Annotated in this window: 18 protein-coding genes; 11 read left to right on the top strand and 7 right to left on the bottom strand. The window is 64.8% G+C overall.

Annotated elements, in window-relative coordinates:
* Nucleotides 1–15: 15 nt before the first annotated feature.
* The 4 genes from AC3WTE_RS10370 to AC3WTE_RS10355 form a co-directional block, all read right to left on the bottom strand.
* Nucleotides 16–1,701, bottom strand: a complete 1,686-nt coding sequence (locus AC3WTE_RS10370; protein ID WP_492437393.1) for a GMC family oxidoreductase — start codon at nt 1,699–1,701, stop codon at nt 16–18.
* A 92-nt stretch (nt 1,702–1,793) separates the two neighbouring features.
* Nucleotides 1,794–2,858 carry a cupin domain-containing protein gene (locus AC3WTE_RS10365; protein WP_492437392.1) on the bottom strand — a complete coding sequence of 355 codons (1,065 nt, stop codon included), beginning with the start codon at nt 2,856–2,858 and terminating at the stop codon, nt 1,794–1,796.
* 133 nt (nt 2,859–2,991) lie between these two features.
* Nucleotides 2,992–3,747 carry a hypothetical protein gene (locus tag AC3WTE_RS10360; RefSeq protein WP_492437391.1) on the bottom strand — a complete coding sequence of 252 codons (756 nt, stop codon included), beginning with the start codon at nt 3,745–3,747 and terminating at the stop codon, nt 2,992–2,994.
* 223 nt (nt 3,748–3,970) lie between these two features.
* On the bottom strand, nt 3,971–4,780 hold the full coding sequence (locus AC3WTE_RS10355; RefSeq protein ID WP_492437390.1) for an LLM class F420-dependent oxidoreductase: 810 nt from the start codon (nt 4,778–4,780) through the stop codon (nt 3,971–3,973).
* Nucleotides 4,781–4,995: 215 nt separating this feature from the next.
* Between AC3WTE_RS10355 and AC3WTE_RS10350 the strand changes: the two genes are divergently transcribed.
* The 3 genes from AC3WTE_RS10350 (at nt 4,996) to AC3WTE_RS10340 (ending at nt 6,810) form a co-directional block, all read left to right on the top strand.
* Nucleotides 4,996–5,622: a type 1 glutamine amidotransferase domain-containing protein gene (locus tag AC3WTE_RS10350; protein WP_492437389.1), complete on the top strand. Its 627-nt coding sequence runs from the start codon at nt 4,996–4,998 to the stop codon at nt 5,620–5,622.
* Between the two features lie 163 nt (nt 5,623–5,785).
* A complete protein-coding gene (locus tag AC3WTE_RS10345; protein WP_492437388.1) occupies nt 5,786–6,271 on the top strand; it encodes a flavodoxin family protein in 486 nt (161 codons plus the stop codon).
* Nucleotides 6,272–6,369: 98 nt separating this feature from the next.
* Complete coding sequence (locus AC3WTE_RS10340; RefSeq protein WP_492437387.1) at nt 6,370–6,810, top strand: pyridoxamine 5'-phosphate oxidase family protein; 441 nt, start codon at nt 6,370–6,372, stop codon at nt 6,808–6,810.
* On the opposite strand, the gene AC3WTE_RS10335 is transcribed toward AC3WTE_RS10340, so the two are convergent.
* On the bottom strand, nt 6,807–7,604 hold the full coding sequence (locus AC3WTE_RS10335) for a CPBP family intramembrane glutamic endopeptidase (RefSeq protein ID WP_492437386.1): 798 nt from the start codon (nt 7,602–7,604) through the stop codon (nt 6,807–6,809). The two genes, AC3WTE_RS10340 and AC3WTE_RS10335, sit on opposite strands and share 4 nt — an antisense overlap.
* Before the next feature lie 396 nt (nt 7,605–8,000).
* Between AC3WTE_RS10335 and AC3WTE_RS10330 the strand changes: the two genes are divergently transcribed.
* The 3 genes from AC3WTE_RS10330 (at nt 8,001) to AC3WTE_RS10320 (ending at nt 9,431) form a co-directional block, all read left to right on the top strand.
* On the top strand, nt 8,001–8,495 hold the full coding sequence (locus AC3WTE_RS10330) for an FBP domain-containing protein (protein ID WP_492437385.1): 495 nt from the start codon (nt 8,001–8,003) through the stop codon (nt 8,493–8,495).
* 105 nt (nt 8,496–8,600) lie between these two features.
* Nucleotides 8,601–9,215, top strand: a complete 615-nt coding sequence (locus AC3WTE_RS10325) for a dihydrofolate reductase family protein (RefSeq protein WP_492437384.1) — start codon at nt 8,601–8,603, stop codon at nt 9,213–9,215.
* Between the two features lie 15 nt (nt 9,216–9,230).
* Entirely contained in the window at nt 9,231–9,431 is a 201-nt protein-coding gene (locus tag AC3WTE_RS10320) for a DUF7489 domain-containing protein (protein ID WP_492437383.1), read from the top strand.
* A 72-nt stretch (nt 9,432–9,503) separates the two neighbouring features.
* Here the strand turns inward: AC3WTE_RS10320 and AC3WTE_RS10315 are convergent, their stop codons facing one another.
* Nucleotides 9,504–10,082, bottom strand: a complete 579-nt coding sequence (locus tag AC3WTE_RS10315; RefSeq protein ID WP_492437382.1) for a TetR/AcrR family transcriptional regulator — start codon at nt 10,080–10,082, stop codon at nt 9,504–9,506.
* A gap of 139 nt (nt 10,083–10,221) precedes the next feature.
* Between AC3WTE_RS10315 and AC3WTE_RS10310 the strand changes: the two genes are divergently transcribed.
* From AC3WTE_RS10310 to AC3WTE_RS10300, 3 genes are all read left to right on the top strand, one after another.
* Nucleotides 10,222–13,401, top strand: coding sequence for an arabinosyltransferase domain-containing protein (locus AC3WTE_RS10310; protein ID WP_492437381.1), 3,180 nt, complete (start codon nt 10,222–10,224; stop codon nt 13,399–13,401).
* A gap of 106 nt (nt 13,402–13,507) precedes the next feature.
* Complete coding sequence (locus tag AC3WTE_RS10305) at nt 13,508–13,870, top strand: nuclear transport factor 2 family protein (protein WP_492437380.1); 363 nt, start codon at nt 13,508–13,510, stop codon at nt 13,868–13,870.
* Between the two features lie 66 nt (nt 13,871–13,936).
* Nucleotides 13,937–14,275 carry a Rossmann-fold NAD(P)-binding domain-containing protein gene (locus AC3WTE_RS10300; protein ID WP_492437379.1) on the top strand — a complete coding sequence of 113 codons (339 nt, stop codon included), beginning with the start codon at nt 13,937–13,939 and terminating at the stop codon, nt 14,273–14,275.
* Between the two features lie 25 nt (nt 14,276–14,300).
* On the opposite strand, the gene AC3WTE_RS10295 is transcribed toward AC3WTE_RS10300, so the two are convergent.
* Complete coding sequence (locus AC3WTE_RS10295; RefSeq protein WP_492437378.1) at nt 14,301–15,044, bottom strand: MerR family transcriptional regulator; 744 nt, start codon at nt 15,042–15,044, stop codon at nt 14,301–14,303.
* 291 nt (nt 15,045–15,335) lie between these two features.
* On the opposite strand from AC3WTE_RS10295, the gene AC3WTE_RS10290 reads away from it, so the two are divergent.
* Both AC3WTE_RS10290 and AC3WTE_RS10285 read left to right on the top strand, forming a co-directional pair.
* Nucleotides 15,336–15,914, top strand: coding sequence for a hypothetical protein (locus AC3WTE_RS10290; protein ID WP_492437377.1), 579 nt, complete (start codon nt 15,336–15,338; stop codon nt 15,912–15,914).
* The gene (locus AC3WTE_RS10285) at nt 15,914–16,432 is read left to right on the top strand and encodes a flavodoxin domain-containing protein (RefSeq protein WP_492437376.1); all 519 of its coding nucleotides are present in this window, start codon (nt 15,914–15,916) and stop codon (nt 16,430–16,432) included. Before AC3WTE_RS10290 ends, AC3WTE_RS10285 begins: the two co-directional genes overlap by 1 nt.
* The last annotated feature ends 77 nt before the right edge of the window (nt 16,433–16,509 follow it).

Below are 16,509 nucleotides of genomic sequence, written 5' to 3'. Positions count from 1 at the left end.
TCGCCGCCGACCGCCCTATCCCAGGATCGCCCGGGCTGCGCGCTCGGCGATCAACATGACCGGCGCGTTGGTGTTGCCCGATGTGATGGTGGGCATGGCCGAGGCATCGGCCACGCGCAGGCCGGCGACGCGATGCACACGAAAGTCGGTGTCGAGCACCGTTGCGACTGACCGCGGAAGGCCTTGCGGGTCAAAGGCTCCCATCGCGCAGGTGCCCACCGGATGGAAGATGGTCGTGCCTAGTTCACGGGCGGCCTGTTGCAGATCATCGTCGCTCACCACTTGCGGTCCGGGCAGCAGCTCGTCCGGGTGGTAGGGGGACAGTGCTGGTGCCGCCATGATCTCCCGCGTCATCCGGAGACCCTTCACCGCGGCGTCATGATCGGCATCCGTGGACAGGTAATTGCACGAGATTTTGGGGTAGGTTAGCGGATCGGCGCTGGCTATGCGCACGTGTCCACGCGAGGTGGGGCGCAGATTGCAGACTGAGGGGGTGATCGCGCCGAAAGAGTGCAGCGGGTCACCGAACTTGGGCAGGGACAACGGCTGCACATGCCACTCCAGATCCGGACTGGCCAGTGCCGGATCGCTTTTCGCGAAAGCCCCCAGCGTCGAGGGCGGCATCGTCATCGGTCCGGAGCGCAGCGTCACGTACTGGAGTCCCATGCCACCACGGGTGATCCAATTCCGGTACAGCGTGTTGACCGTTCGGGCGCCTTGGATGCGGTACACGGTTCGCAGCTGCAGGTGGTCCTGGAGGTTTTCGCCAACTCCGGGCAGATCGACCGCCACCGCCACGTGATGCCGGGTGAGCAGCTCTGCCGGGCCCAGACCTGAGGCCTGCATGAGCTGCGGCGAGCCGATGGCGCCGGCCGTCAGGATCACCTCCCGGCGCGCTTGGACGTCGAGCATCCGGCCGTCTTTGAGCAGGCGCACGCCGGTGGCGCGGTGCTGAGCCGTGGTCCAGGCACCGCGACGCTGCTGCTGCTGGACCTGGTCGTCGAGTAGCAGCCGCACGGCCTGAGTCTCGGTGTAGACGGTGAGATTGGGTCGGTGGGCGATGGGATGCAGGAAGGCATCGGCCATCGACCAGCGCCGGCCACGCCGCTGGTTGACGTGAAAGTAGGCGCTGCCCGAATTGTCGCCCCGGTTGAACTCATCGATAGGGGTGATCCCTACCTGAGCCGCGGCGGCCTGCCACGCGTCCAGGATCTTCCAGCGCACCCGCGGCTGCTCGACGCGGATTTCGCCACCGGCGCCGTGCCAGTCGTCGGCCCCGCCGAAATAGTCTTCCAGCTCCTTGTAGATCGCCAGCGTCTCGCCGGGACCGTCAGCGCCGCCCCACAGCCAGCGCTCGTCGCCGGTGGCCCGCGCCCAGAGGACGTAATCGGAGGCCTGGCCACGCATGTGGATCATGGCGTTGATCGACGAACAGCCGCCGATGACGCGGCCCCGCGCGTAGTGAATGCTGCGCCCGGCCAGACCCTCGTCAGGCTCGGTCGTGAAGCACCAGTCGGTGCGCGGGTTGGCAATGGTGTACAGGTAGCCCACCGGCACCTTGATCCAGAACCAGTTGTCTTTACCGCCGGCCTCGATCAGCAGGACCCGGTGATCGGGGTTGGCGCTGAGTCGGTTGGCGAGCAAGCAGCCCGCACTGCCTGCGCCCACGATGATGAAGTCGAAGTCGGCGGCGGGGCTCATTCTGGTGATCAATCCTCCATGGCAGCGGACGGCGGGTCCTAGTGTGCGCGATGACCGCCCGGTGCGGGCGCATTCCCACACCGCGTGGGGAGTCAGAGTTGGCCGACTCCGTGCGCGTCAACAGGGTTCACCCGGGAAACCACCAGTGGGTCCGCGGGAGTGAAGGGGAACGTCGGCAGATCATCGATGTGGGTGTCGAATGCGGCGGCCAAGACTTCTCGTGAATAAGCGCTGGCAGAGGCTTTGAAGCCAATGTCGGCGGGGAACGGCTGGTCGAAGAAGATGAGGAAATGCCAGTCGTCGGTGCCGATGTTCTCGATGTGGTGGGGGTAGGCGCGGGGGATGAAGTACATGTCTCCTGTGGTGAGGTTCCAGGTGTCCAGCGTGCCGTCCGGGTTCATGATGGTCATGCGCGCGTCGCCGTAATGGACATAGCCCATCTCAGCGGTGACGGGATGCCAATGCGGTTCGCGCATACCGTTTTCTGTGATGCGCAGCGAGTACATCGAAATATCTTTCAAAGCGGGCCAGAACTGGTCGCGGGCGAAGCGTGCGTTGCCACTGGCGAAGTTGAGGCCGGGCGCTTGGGCTTCGATGTCGAACTTGTGCGGATCGTTGAAGTGGGCTGCCGCGGGGATGCTCGGGCTGCCGGTGCGGGCTGCCAGTTTGTGGTCGACGGTGCTGCGACGGATCTTGGTGATGTCGGACGACGGTAGGTCGTAGGTGTTGCCCAACACCGCGTCGGTGAACGCTCCGAAGGTGGCGCCCAGGCCGAAGTCCTCGGGACGTTCGTTGCGGAAGGCGATGATGAACTCGGCGACGTCGGCACCGATGTTCTCGATGTGGTGCAGCGCGCCGGATTCGATGTGGAACATCTGCCCGGCCGTGACGATGAAGTTCGAGAACGAACTGTGGTTGTCCAGGACGGAGACCAGGGCCGTTCCCGAGACGCAGTAGGTGAGTTCGTTGGCGTTCGCGTGCCAGTGTGGCGTGCGCATGGCCCCGGGGTTGAGCAATAGCCGCTTGATCGACAGATTCTTCAGAATCGGCAGGGCATCAGCGGTGACGCGGCGCATCGAGCCGAGTTCGGATTCCTCGACAATCTCGCCGCCCAGTAGCGAGACGGTGTGGCTGCTGCGGGCGATGGACGTGGTCATAGGGTGCCTCCTCGTTGGTCAAGCCGACAGATGTCAGTGTCGTCGGCTGGGAGGCTTTCGTCATGGATGCGGTCGGCAATCAGGAGTTGCCGGAAGCCCTACTTCGTCCATTCCTGCTAGCGGTAACACCAAACTAAAGGCGAGAAAAAGCCTTACGCAAGACGTTCCGGGCCACGACCGCTGCAGCGAGGGCGGGATGACGGCCATGCGGACGTCCGTAGTGGAGACACAGCGTCGCCCGCACATCGCTCGGCGGGATACGGGCATATGCATGGTAGGTGCGGTAGCCCCAGAAGAGGTAAGCGTTGCCCGGCTTGAGGGCCAGGATATGGCCGTCTGGATCCAGAGCTAACTGGCTCTCAATCCGCCTGCGATACCAGCTGTTCTGGGTCAGGAACTTTTCGGCGATGTTCGCCCCGACGAAGCGCCGGAACGGGCGCCTGTTGGGGAAGACCACTAGTTCCCCTGACTCACCGCGAGCGCCTTCCGACATGAAGACGGCGATGACCAACGTGATCGCGCTGGCGTCGTAGTGAAACCACATCGGGTCGTCGTGGGGCGCGGCGCCGGAATTGATGCGTAGCACGGTGTGGATACGCTCCCCGGCTGCTCCGCCCCCGGGGCAGCCTATGAGCATCAACTCTGCGAACAGCCGTTGCAGCCTCTCGTCGGTCACTATCTGGCGGGCCGGCTCGAAGCCTTGCTCGGCAGCGCTGTAAACCGTGACGTGGCGGCCGTCATGGGCAGTGATCAGTGAAGTTGCGGCGGTTTGTGCGACGGCAAGCCAATCGGCGGAGACGACGTCGGCGAGGCACACGACCCCGTTCCGATCCAGCTCCGCGGCGATACGGGCGGGCGGCTCGTCAGTCCTGCACAACGGCACTTGCACGACCGTCAGTTTATTGCCCGAAGCTGAGCTGCGCTGCAAACCGGGAGTACCCCGCGAAATCCGCGCCGTCGCCGTTCAGGTTTGCTGATGCAAGCCACAGCAAACCGCGTCAGATTTCGAAGACCACCACGCGTTGCGGCCAACGTGTTACCGATGGTGACCACTCAATTTCGCCACACGGCGATCGGGCAGCGCTACCTGGGTGCCTGGTGTCGCCCGGTCGTCACGCGCTGTCCCGCCACGCGATCACCTCTTTGAGCGAGGTCAGATCGTAGCCGTCGTCGGAGGTGAGCTCGGTCTGGAACAACGTGACACCAGCCTCGCGGAAAGCGTCCGCGCTGTCGGCGTTCTGCCACAGTGTCGAGCGTTCGATATCGGTGCCGGTGCGGCCGAACGTCGCTGCCAGCTCATCGACGCGGTCGCTGGCCTTGCGGAACGCGTCGAGGTCCTGGAATGCGTGCCAGATGTCGGCGTGCCGGGCGACGGCGGGCAACGAGCGCTTGGGCCCCGTACCGCCGATGAGGATCGGCACCTTGCGCACGGGCGGCGGGATCAGTGCGGCAAGCCGGTTCTCGATGAGGATCAGGCTCTCGTCGAACAGATCGAAGCGGGAGCCGAAGGTGCCGAAGTCGTAACCGTAAGTGGTGTAATCCTTTTCGTACCAGCCGGCGCCGAGGCCCAGGATGAGCCGGCCGCCACTGATGTGGTCGACGGTACGCGCCATATCGGCCAGCAGGTCGGCGTTGCGGTAGCCGACGCCGGTGACGAGGAGCCCGATCTCGGCATGCGACGTGATCTCGCCCCACGATGCGAGTGCGGTCCAGCCCTCGAAGTTGGCGACATCGGGCTGCTCGTCGTGGAGGACGGGCTTGCCGTCGACGATGGCCTTCATCGCCGGTCGGTGGAAGTGGTCGTAGCCGAAGATCACGTTGACACCGAGGTCGTCGGCTGCCAGGACGGCGTCGCGCCACGTGGCGTAGTCGGGGGTTCCGCCGGGCTGGATCTGCACGGCGACGCGGATGGGACGAGTCATTGAAAGCTCCATGGTCGTGGAAAGGCGACTCTTGAGCCAAGGTCATGGCTGGCGGGTTTATTCCGGTAGCCCCGAAGTGGTTGCCGCACCGAGTATTTCAGAAGCTCAGGGCTGGCGCAGGTCTACGCGTACCGGCGAGCGTTTCACCCCCGGCATCCCTGGGTACCCAGCCGAGCGGCGCTGCCAAATGCTGCGGCGCAGGCAAGGAGTTCACAATGCGTGCAGAGGAAGGCGACGAATCGATCGCCGAGCTGGCCGATTACGCCGAGCAAGCCGAACAGAACTTGGACGAGAGCATCGGGCCACTCGAGGGCAAGAAGGTGGCGATCCTCGCCACCGACGGCGTCGAACGTCGCGAGTTGCAAGAGCCCCGGGACGCTGTGCAAGCCGCCGGTGCCAGCACCGAGCTGGTGTCTTTGCAAGAGGGCTCGATCGACATGCGCGACAATGACCTGAGCCCCGGCGGCAGCGAACCCGTGGAGCGTTTGGTCGCTGACACCACTCCCGACGAGTTCGACGCTCTGCTCATTCCGGGCGGCACAGTGAATGCCGACAAACTCCGTAGCGACGACAAGGCGGTGAAGTTCGTTCACGACTTCGTCGAATCCGGCAAGCTCGTGGGCGTCATCTGTCACGGACCCTGGACGCTGATCGACGCCGGCGTCGCGAAAGGGCGGACGTTGACCTCATATCCGAGCCTGCGTATCGATCTGCAGAATGCGGGAGCGACGGTGGTTGATCGCGAGGTCGTTATCGACGGGAACGTGATCTCCAGTCGTGGCCCGGATGATCTTCCGGCGTTCTCGTCGGCTGTCGTGGATGCGCTTGCGCGCGGCGGATAAGTCGGCTGCTTCCCGTACCGGCGATGCTCGGGACCCCGCAATCGATGACCGATGGCCGCGCGTAACCAAGCCTTTCGTCCCTTTCGGCGACGAGATGGCCGACGCAACATGAGGGTGTCCGCAGTGGGGTCGATCTCGGCATCGCACATCGAAAGGCTGCACCATGAAGTCACTGGTGGTCTGCGTCTCGGTATCGAATGGAAACACGCGCCGTGTCGCCGATCAGATCGGTGAGGTACTGGGCGCCACGGTGATCGAGCCTGAGGACGTCGCCGTCGACACGATCCGTGACTACGACCTGGTCGGCTTCGGGTCAGGGGTCTATTACCTGGCCCCGCATCCACGGTTGCAGAAGCTCATCAGCGAGCTTCCTCCCGGACACGGCCGACCCGTTTTCACGTTCTTCACCAGCGGCGGCCCGGAGCTGCCGCTGCTCGGCTACAGCGGACGTATTCGGCGCCGGCTTGAGTCGAAGGGGTTCGACGTCCTGGGATCGTTCTCATGCCGTGGACTCGACACGGTGGGGCCGCTCGGCTTGGTCGGCGGCGTGAACAAGGGACGGCCCAACCAGGACGATCTCGAGCGCGCCAGAGCGTTCGCGATGCGGATGCGTGATCGGGCCATGCAGCTCGGCGTTCCGCCAGCGTGACGCTTCACGACGTCGGACATCAACTCCGCCCGTTGCGTGCTCATCGTGGGAGCACAGATCAACCAGCGTGCTGTTGCACATCACTCGGAAGGTATCTGATGTTGGGCAAACTCGATTCTGCTGACGTAGAGACCGAGCTGTGTAATGGCGTCGTCGGTCGCATCGGTTGCCTGAGCAATGGGCGCCCCTACGTGGTCCCGGTGTGCTACGCCTACCACGAGGGCTGCGTCTACGGTCACGGCATGCCAGGTGCCAAACTCGAAGCGCTGCAGAATGAAGGCGCGGTCTGCTTCGAAGTCGAGAACATCACGGACCTTTCGAACTGGCGCAGCGTTATCGCTTGGGGCACAGCCGAATTGCTCGACGGAGCCGCCGCTCGCAGCGGCCTGGAAATCCTGTTCGATCACCTGGCGCCGGTGCTTGGGCCGGAGTTCACCGCCATGCACGTCGCGCACCGCTCGGGACAAGACTTCCCGGGGACCGTCTACCGAATCCGCCTGACGGAAAAGACAGGTCGCTTCGAAAAGACGGCACCCTAGTCACTCGGTCTGGTCCGCTTTCGGTCCCGCACGTACAACAATGCCGCGCCGAGAGCGATCAACAGCAAAACGCCCAGTTCCAGGAGCGTGCCGATCACTGCCGGGCGCGGCACCACCGAGTCACCGCCGTTGAATCCGAAGTGCGCAGCCACCGCGGCCGGCACCCCGCCGCGCAAACGCTCGACGAGGTACAGCATCACTAGCGAGAACGGAATCAGTCCGACCAGCAGTGCCACAGCTCGGACGCTGAGTAGTCCAGCCGCGTGTTGCCCGGTGCCATGTAGGAAGAACAAAGGCAGATGCCAGATCGCCCAGATCAGTCCGATGATCAGGCTGGCTGCCGCGACACCGTGGTTGCGGCGAATTCTTGGCTGCAGATAACCGCGCCAGCCGAACTCCTCTGCGAGCGGTCCGGCCAACAGCGTCAGCCCGACAAATCCCAGGAGTCCGCCTGCGTCGGCCAGGGCTGCCGATGAACTGAGCGATAGAGCCGACAGGTCGTTCCTGTGCAGAACGAGTGCAGGCACACAGGGAACCGCCGCGCCGAGAACAAGCCCGAGCGCTATTGCCGACGCCACTGGCCGACGGTGCTCGCGGCGCTCGCGTGGATGGGCCAGCCACATGACCGCAGCCATCAGACTCGGCCCGCAGGCCGACGTGGCAAAGACCACCTGCGCCGGTCCACTACTCACATTCGCTCCAAGGCCGATCAAGGTCAGCATCGGGATCCAGGTGAATGCGTAAGTGGCGAGCACGAACTGGCGGGTTCGGACCTTGGCTGGTGCGAGCTCCATCAACATCACCTCACAACGCGACGATCACGCGATACCTGCGTCGCTGCGCCAAGCGTATCCGCACGACTAAATGGCGAAACGGCATCGACTTTGATCGGCAGGTCAAACGGCGTGAGCCTTCACGGCAGCACAGCGCGATATCGACCCTCAGAGACACTGTCGCAGAGGTTATTTCGGGAATGACCAGAGTTGGCAGGCGAGAATTCAGTGGCGAGCTTGACTGTCGTGCCGCTATCGTCACGGGTGTGAACATCCGAGTCGAGGAGGTCGTCGGCGCTTGCGCCGACATCAGATGACCGCGCTCCGTCGCCGACCCACCCAGGTCGGCGACATCGTCATGCCCTCACTCGCCGGGTGCGCATATCGTGCGCTCCCTATTTCAGGATGGATTCATCAATGGACTCCTATACCCGCGACCAGATCCTCGGCGCCTTCCGGGGTGCCACCCGCAGCGAGGTCAAGAAGGTCACCTTCGCTGCGAACTTCGACGCCGTCGACTTCGACAAGTTGGACTTCTACGGCTGGACTGACCCCCGAATCCCGCGCCGTGCTTACGTGCTCGTCGACCGACCCGACGGGCCGGTCGCGCTGCTGTTGAACCGGGCTGCGGTCAAGCCACGCGCGCGAGCCATGTGCGCGTGGTGCAACGACGTGAATCTCACGGATGAGGCCGTGCTGTACACGGTGCGCCGGGGAGGTGCCTCCGGCCGGAAGGGGGACACCATCGGCGCGCTGATCTGCGCGAATTTCGGATGCTCCCGCAACGTGCGGCAGCTGCCACCGGCGTATCACAAGGGGACCGATCTTGCCAGCCTGCGCGAACAGCAGGTCAGTGAGCTACGGCGCAAGGTGCACGGATTCGTCAACGAGGTGCTCTCAACCGAGGATTGACGTCAGCTTTCGACCGAGCGGATACCTGGCGCCGATGAGTTTCCGACGGCGCAGCGGTCGTATTGAGTAGAGGCAACCGAATCACCCGACGGAACGGAACTTGACGTGGCGCGAACCAACCTCTCGATGTCGATCTCGGCTGACGGCTATGTCGCCGGGCCCGATCAGACCGAACAGAATCCGATAGGAGTGGGCGGGCTGGCCCTCCATGATTGGCATATCGGTCCCAGCAGAGATCACCCAGTCAGCCGGCAGGTGATGTCAGAGATGTTGGACGGCATGGGTGCAACCATCATGGGGCGCAACATGTTCGGACCGGTTCGCGGCGAATGGAACGATTCGGACTGGCAGGGCTGGTGGGGTGACACTCCGCCGTATCACTGTCCGGTCTTCGTCCTCACGCACTACGCCCACGACCCGATCGAGCTGAACGGCGGTACGACGTTCCATTTCGTCACCGACGGCATCGAATCCGCGTACGAACAGGCGGAGGCGGCTGCCGGAGGGAAGGACATCTCGATCGCCGGTGGCGCGTCGTGCGCACGCCAGGCGATCCAGGCGGGCTTGGTCGGCGAGATCGATCTGCAGGTGTCGTCGGTGATCCTCGGCTCGGGCGAGCGCTTATTCGACGGATTCCAGCCCGGCCTACCGGAGTTGGAGCTCGTTCGCGTGCTGCAAGCACCCGGTGTGGCTCACCTCCGCTATCGGGTCACACGGTGAACGGCGGTAGATGAGATGTCGACAGGGGAGTGGGAAGGCACCGTCGTCAAGAAATACCGGGCGCTTCTCGACGGAGCGAATCTGTACCGACGCCTGCGCATTCGGCTCGAAGACGGGCAAACAGTCACGGTGCGCGTTGACCGCGCCACCTGGGAGGCGTTGGCAGTCGGAGACGCGGTGCGCAACACCGCGGAGGGTGGACTGCAAAGGGCTTAGGTCGGAAGCGAGCCGCGTTCTCCAGCGGCGACCGGGGCCGTCGGCGCGGCAGCTAAGGGGAGGGTGTGTCGGTTAGAAGGGCGCCAGCAGGAATTCGTCGACGAACCGGGCGAAGGTGTCGTCGACGTAGGTTGGGTCGTTCGCGGTGAAGAATTCGATGATGAGGCCTTGGAAGGTGGCCAGCGCGAGCCGTGATCGGGTTTCGGCGACGTGCTCTGGCATGCCTAGGGCTTGCAGGCGAGCCTTGGAGTTGCGGGTCAGCAGCGACAGCGTTTGCCAAGTGTAGTCACGGTAGGGACTGTCGCGGCCGCACGCGGCACCGAACACTTGCAGCACGACGCGCAGGGTATCGGTGCGCTCGCCACGGGTACAGGCATGCCAGTCGTCGAAGCACCATTGTCGGTGTGCGGCAACGGAGTCGGGCAGGTCGAGCTCATCCGTTTCGGGGATCGCGGCGCGTTGTTGGCGGTTCAAGACCGCCAGGATCAGTTCCTCTTTGCTGCCGAAGTAGTAGACCAGCATCCGGGCGCTGGTGCCCATTTCGGACGCGAGCTCGCGCAGGGATGTGTCGACCACGCCGGTGCGCGCCAGAACCGCGCCGACGGTGGCCAGTAGCTGTTCCCGTTTCGCATGGTCGAAAGGCCGCGGCACACTTGACTGTAACAGTTGCTTCGGATATTGATGAGTTGATGCGTGCGAACACGTGGGCGGGGGGCGCTCGGTGAGTTTGATTCGTGATGACACCGACTCGACGCTTGATGAAGCAAGTCCGGAGGGGACCTCGGCTAGCGTGGGCCGGCCATTGCGGGGGACTCGGCTAATCGCGATCGTCGCAGGGCTGGTGGGGTTGGTGGCCAGTGTGCTGATCCCGGTGCTGCCTGTCGTGCAGACCACCGCAACGCTGAACTGGCCGCAAGGCGGACAGCTGGGCAGCGTGACAGCGCCGCTCATCACATTGACACCGGTATCGCTGTCGATTGCGTTGCCGTGCAGCGTGATCCACGGTCTGCCTACCGATGGCGGACTGGTACTGGGGACGGTGCCGCCGGCCGGCAAACAGGCGATGCTCAACGGCCTGTTGGTGACGGCCTCCCCGCAGCGGGTCGATGTGATCGCACGCAACATCGTTATCTTGAGCGTGCCACGCTCCCGAATGGACAGCCCGGAGTGTCAACGGCTCCAGGTAGCTTCGTCGACGGCGGGCACGTTCGCCTCAGTCAGCGGGCTGACCGACCCCATCACGGGCGCCGAGGTGCGTGGCGGGTTCAATGATCCGAATTTGCGGCCGCAGATCGTGGGGGTGTTCACCGACTTGGCCGGTCCCGCCCCGGCCGGACTGTCTTTCACTGCGACGATCGACACCCGGTACACCAGTTCACCGGCACCGCTGAAGGCGGCGGCGATGCTGGCGGGAATTCTCGGCACGATCATCGCATTGGCGGCACTGTGGCGACTGGACCGACTCGACGGGCGCCACCGGCGCCGGCTCATCCCGGCCCGCTGGCGCTACTTCACCGCGGTGGACGCGACAGTGATTGTCGTGTCGGTGTTTTGGTTCGTCGCCGGTGCGGGTTCCTCGGATGACGGCTACCAGTTCGAGATGGCCAACACATCCAGTCATGCCGGCTACATGGCCAACTACTTCCGATGGTTCGGCAGCCCCGAGGACCCGTTCGGCTGGTTCTACGACCTGATCGCGGTCATGACCCACGTCGGGCATGCCAGCTTGTGGCTACGCCTTCCGGATCTGCTGTGCGCCTTGGTCTGTTGGTTGCTGCTGTCACGGGAGGTGCTGCCACGGCTCGGGCCGGCAATCTCGCGCAATCGGGCCGCCGTGTGGGCGGCCGCGCTGGTGTTCATCGCGGCGTGGATGCCGTTCAACAACGGGCTACGTCCCGAAGGGCAGATCGCTACGGGGGCACTGATCACGTACGTGCTCGTTGAACGAGCCATCATCACCCGCCGCGCCGCCACGGTCGGACTGGCGATCGTCGTCGCCGCGTTCACCCTCGGAATCCAACCCACCGGACTGATCGCGGTCGCGGTGCTGTTGGCCGGCGGGCGTCCCATCGTGCGGATCATTGTCACCCGGGCCCGAACCATCGGGGTGTGGCCGGTCGTATTGCCGCTGGCCGCCGCTGGAGTTGTGGTGCTGCCGGTGGTGTTCGCCGATCAAACGCTCGCCGCGGTGCGGGAGGCTACCGCGGTGCGTACCGCGATCGGGCCCGCGCAGCCCTGGTACACCGAGAACCTGCGCTACTTCTACCTGTTTCTGCCGACCACCGACGCGGCCTTGTCGCGCCGATTCGGCATCTTGATCACCTTGGTCTGCCTGTTCCCGTCCGTCTTCCTGCTGTTGCGGCGCAAGCGAATTCCCGGGATCGCCATCGGACCCGTGTGGCGGCTGATGGGGGTCATCTTCGCGACCTTGTTCCTATTGACGTTCGCGCCGACGAAATGGATTCACCACTTCGGGCTCTTCGCCGCTGTCGGCGCCGCAATGGCGGCTGTGGCCACCATCATGCTCGGGCCTACGGTCCTGCGCTCACGACGCAACCGCGTCGCGTTCTTGGCGGCCGTATTATTCGTTCTCGCTTTATGTTTCGCCTCCACCAACGGCTTCTGGTATGTCTCCAGCTATGGCGTTCCGTTCAACGACAGCAGCCCGCACTGGGGACCGGTCACCGCCAGCACCGTCCTGTTTATGTTGTGCCTGCTGACCGCCGGCTACGCCGGCTGGCTGCATCTGGCCGTGTCGACCACACCCGGACCACGCTGGATCCGGATGCTTTCCGCCGCCCCCGTGCCCGTGGCGGCGGGCTTCATGGTGTTGGTGTCTGCGGGGTCAATGCTCGCCGGCGCGATCAAGGAATACCCCAGCTATTCCAACGGATGGGCCAACCTGCGGGAGTTGGCCGGTGGCTGCGGTCTGGCCGACGATGTCTTCGTCGAACCCGACCCCAACGCCGGATTCCTCACCCCGCTGCCCGGCCGGTATGGCTCGCTCGGCCCGCTCGGCGGCACCAAACCTGTCGGCTTTGACCCCAGTGGGGTACCCGAACACACACTGGCGGAATCGATTTGGCAGAGCAACCCTCGCCCGGGAACCGACTACGATTGGGACGCGCCGACCGCTTTGGACCGGCCCGGCATCAACGGCTCGAGTGTGGTGCTGCCCTATGGCCTCGACCCCGCGCGGGTGCCGATGGCCGGAAGTTTCGCCGAGGGCCCCCAACAGGTCGCCGCATTAACCTCGGCGTGGTACCGCCTCCCGGCCGCCGACGACGCCCACCCCCTCCTGGTGGTTACCGCCGCCGGCACGATCACCGGCAACAGTGTGCTGTCCGGGCACACCGCCGCGCAGACCGTCGCCCTGGAATATGGCGCAGCCGGGGCAGATGGCGTCCCGGTGGCCGCTGGACGACTCACCCCGTACGACATCGGGCCGCAACCCGCATGGCGGGACCTGCGCTTCCCGCTTGCGGCGATTCCTCGGGGCGCCAGCTACGTTCGGATCGTCGCCGAAGACCAGTCACTCAATGTCGGCGACTGGGTGGCCGTCACCCCGCCGCGAGTACCCGAGCTGAAATCGATCCAGGAGTACCTCGGTTCTTCGCAGCCGATCCTGCTGGATTGGGCTGTGGGACTGGCATTTCCGTGCCAGCAGCCGATGCTGCACGCCAATGGCGTCACTCAGGTCCCGAGGTACCGGATCTCGCCGGACTATCCCGCCAAGATCGAGATGCCCGACACCTGGCAAGCCGGGGAGAATGGCGGACCGCTCGGTATCACCGATGTCCTGCTGCGGGCTCACGTCATGCCGACATATCTGTCCCGGGACTGGGGAAGAGACTGGGGATCGCTGCGCCGCTTCGAACCTGTCGCAAACGCCCCAGAAGCGCATCTCGACCTCGGTACCGCCACCCGCTCCGGCCTGTGGAATCCGGGTGCCATCCGCATCGCACCTTAGGCGAAGGGCCGGCAAACAGGCAGGGACCCAAACCGGAGAAATCTAGGCACACGCGTCAGCGTGGTCGCCTTGACCCTCTCCCTGGGGGAGACCACAGGCTCGAGGTATGACAGCACATCGAAGCAAAGAGACGACGACCGGGGACGAGCTGCCGACGGTGATCGCGGCGTATCTCACGGCACACCGCGCCAAGGATGTCGACGCGGTGACTGACGCTTTCAGCCCAGATGCCATCGTCGTTGACGAAGGCAACACCTACCGAGGCCGGCAGGAGATCGCGGGGTGGGTGGACATTGCTGGCGCGCAGTACACCTACACGACTGAGTTCACCGCAGCGACGACCACGGGTGCCGACTCAGTCGACGTCGTGCAGCACCTCGAGGGTGACTTCCCAGGCGGCGTGGTCGATCTGCACTACCGGTTCGCCCTCGACGGCGGGCTGATCGGCCGGCTGGTGATCGAGCCGTGACCACTTTGGGCTGTCGAGGCTGTCACGGCGGCACTGCGCGAGGAAGTCGCGCCGCTCGGCGTCCACGTGCTGGCAGTTGAACCGGGCGCTTTCCGCACCCGTGCCTATGCAGGCTTCGCCGACGACCCGGTTGACGAATCCATCGCCGCCTACAGACCGGTGCTTGAGGAGGTCCGCGCCGCGATGATCGCCCAAGATGGCAAGCAGCCCGGCGACCCGCGGCGCGGCGCGCAGGCGGTGATCGCCGCCTTGGCTGAAGAACCGCCACCCCGGCGACTGGTGCTCGGCGGCGACGGGTTCAATGCCGCTGTGGCAGCGCTGCAGGATACGTTGGCCGATATCCGTACGCAGGAAACCCGTTCCCGCGCAGCCGACTTCCCCGTGGTGACGGCTACACACTCGTAAGTCCGCCGACGTGACTACCGACTGATCATTCAACCGGGGCCTGACGGAAGACCGGCCAACCGATTTCGGTGCGCCATGCGGCCGGGTCCGCAGTGTCGCGAGGACCGACGTGATAGATCTCCTGGACCGGCCCGTCGATCGCCAGGGTGTGGGTGGCCACCCAGGAGCCGAGGCGGCCGCTTGCCCGTGGTGACCGGACCGGGCGGAAGACCGTCATCTGCCCTGCCCCGTCGACGAAGAGCTCGTTGTCGTAGTGCCCGCCGGGCGGTCCCGTGCGCTCGAACGGGGGGAAAGCCGCATCGAGCTCCGCCATGGCGGAGTCATACCATGCGAGCGAATCTTCAAGTCGCACATGGTCACAAACTCCGACCACGGTGCGGCGGGGAACTGACCGCAGCTCGACGTCGATGTCAGCGGGATCGGGACTGAGAAGGCGTCGCAGCGAGGTTACCGCCGCGCTGGTGCGGTCCAGTTCGGCTTCGAGCCGACGTAGGTGACCGGCGACGACGTCGGCGCGCTGGTGCGGGTCGTCAGTCGCGAGGATGGCACGCACCTCGAACAGCGGAACGTCGAGCTGCCGGAGCCGGTGGATCACCTGGGCGGTCCCGATCTGGTCGTGCCCGTAGTAGCGGTAGCCGGTGAACGGATCGACTGCGGCGGGCTCGAGGAGCCCGGCCTCGTGATAGCGCCGCAAGGTCCGCACGCTCAGGTGCGTCATCGCCGCGAACTCGCCGATGGTCAGCCCCGATCGCGCGGCGCCAGTCTGCATGACCTTCGACCTCATTCCTGGAAACAGCTCCCCCGCCGGCCTCGCGGGACGCCGCGACACTTGGACAGGATCATTCGCAGTAGGCAACATATCGCGGTTCGGATGCCTGGTCCGCTTGGGCTTGGCCCAAGCCGACCGGATCCTCGACATGATCGTCTGTTCACTCGCAAGTCCACCCCGGTGACCACAACGGGCGGGGCGGGAGGTCCCGTGCCGTGAGGACCAGAGTCCCTAGCCCCGCGTGAGCCCCTGGGCGACGATCGCACCATGACACCGGCTGGTACCGATCTCATGCTCATCGAATCCGTCATGCCGGAGTTCGACGCCATGATCGCAGAGCACACGGTGGTCGCTGCCGACCCGTCGAGCACTTTCCGCGCCGCGCGGGCGCTGGACCTGCTCACCGTACGCACGCCATTGTTGACAGCCTCGATGTGGATGCGCGGTCTGCCCGCCCGATTGTCGGGCGCGACGACACCGCGGCTACCCCGGCTTGTGGTCGGTGAGGGAGTCGGGTTGCCGGGCTGGTTGGAGCTCGGAGAAGTGGAGGACCGTGAGATCGCCTTCGGCGCCGTGGGAAGGTTCTGGCAACCGGTCATCGAATGGCGGGACGTGGCGCCAGAGGATTTCAGCGCGTTCGCCGAACCCGGTTGGGGAAAGATCGCAGCCAATTTCTCAGTAATGCGTTATGGGCAGCATAACACCCTACTGAGCTACCAATGTCGCACCGTTACAACGGATTCCGACTCGCGGCGCAAATTCCTGCGCTACTGGTGGCTGATCCGGCCGTTCGTCGCCCACATCATGCGAGCGACGGTGAACCAAATCAAGGCCGATGCTGAGGCGGCACTGATGAACGGAGAACGATGATGCGTGTTCTCGTTGCGTTCGGTTCCAAGCGGGGCGGCACGTCCGGGTTGGCCCACATGATCGGTGACGCGTTGACAAAAGCGGGATGTGAAGCGGTGGTCACCTCAGCCGGCGACGACCAACACCTGGCCAATGTCGACGCGGTGATCGTCGCTGGCGCGCTCTACTCCAACAGGTGGCACCGCGACGCTCGCCGCTTCGTCCGGCGGAATAGTGCAGTGCTGCGCAAGTTGCCGGTATGGCTGGTCAGTAGCGGACCCTTGGACGATTCGGCTGAACGCCAAGACATTTCGCCCACTAAACAGGTAACCAAGCTGGCCGCTCGAATTGACGCCCGCGGCCATGTGACTTTCGGTGGTCGCCTCGCACGGGACGCGAAAGGCTTCCCGGCCAGCGCGATGGCCAAAACGCGCGCCGGCGACTGGCGGAGCCAGGCGCACGTTCAGCGCTGGGTCGAGACCGTAGTAAAGCAGCTGAACTCTCCGACAGCGGCACGCCAACCCACGCACCAGGACTAATGACAAGCGCATGCTGCGATCTCAGGAACCCTTGGGGGGAGGCTGATCCGCGAGAAAGTCGACGATCAGGCTGTTGA

The organism is Mycobacterium sp. FW102-FHT13B02, assembly GCF_058790275.1.
The sequence above is the reverse complement of the archived record's forward strand: the minus strand, read 5'-3'. Positions and strand labels throughout refer to the sequence as shown.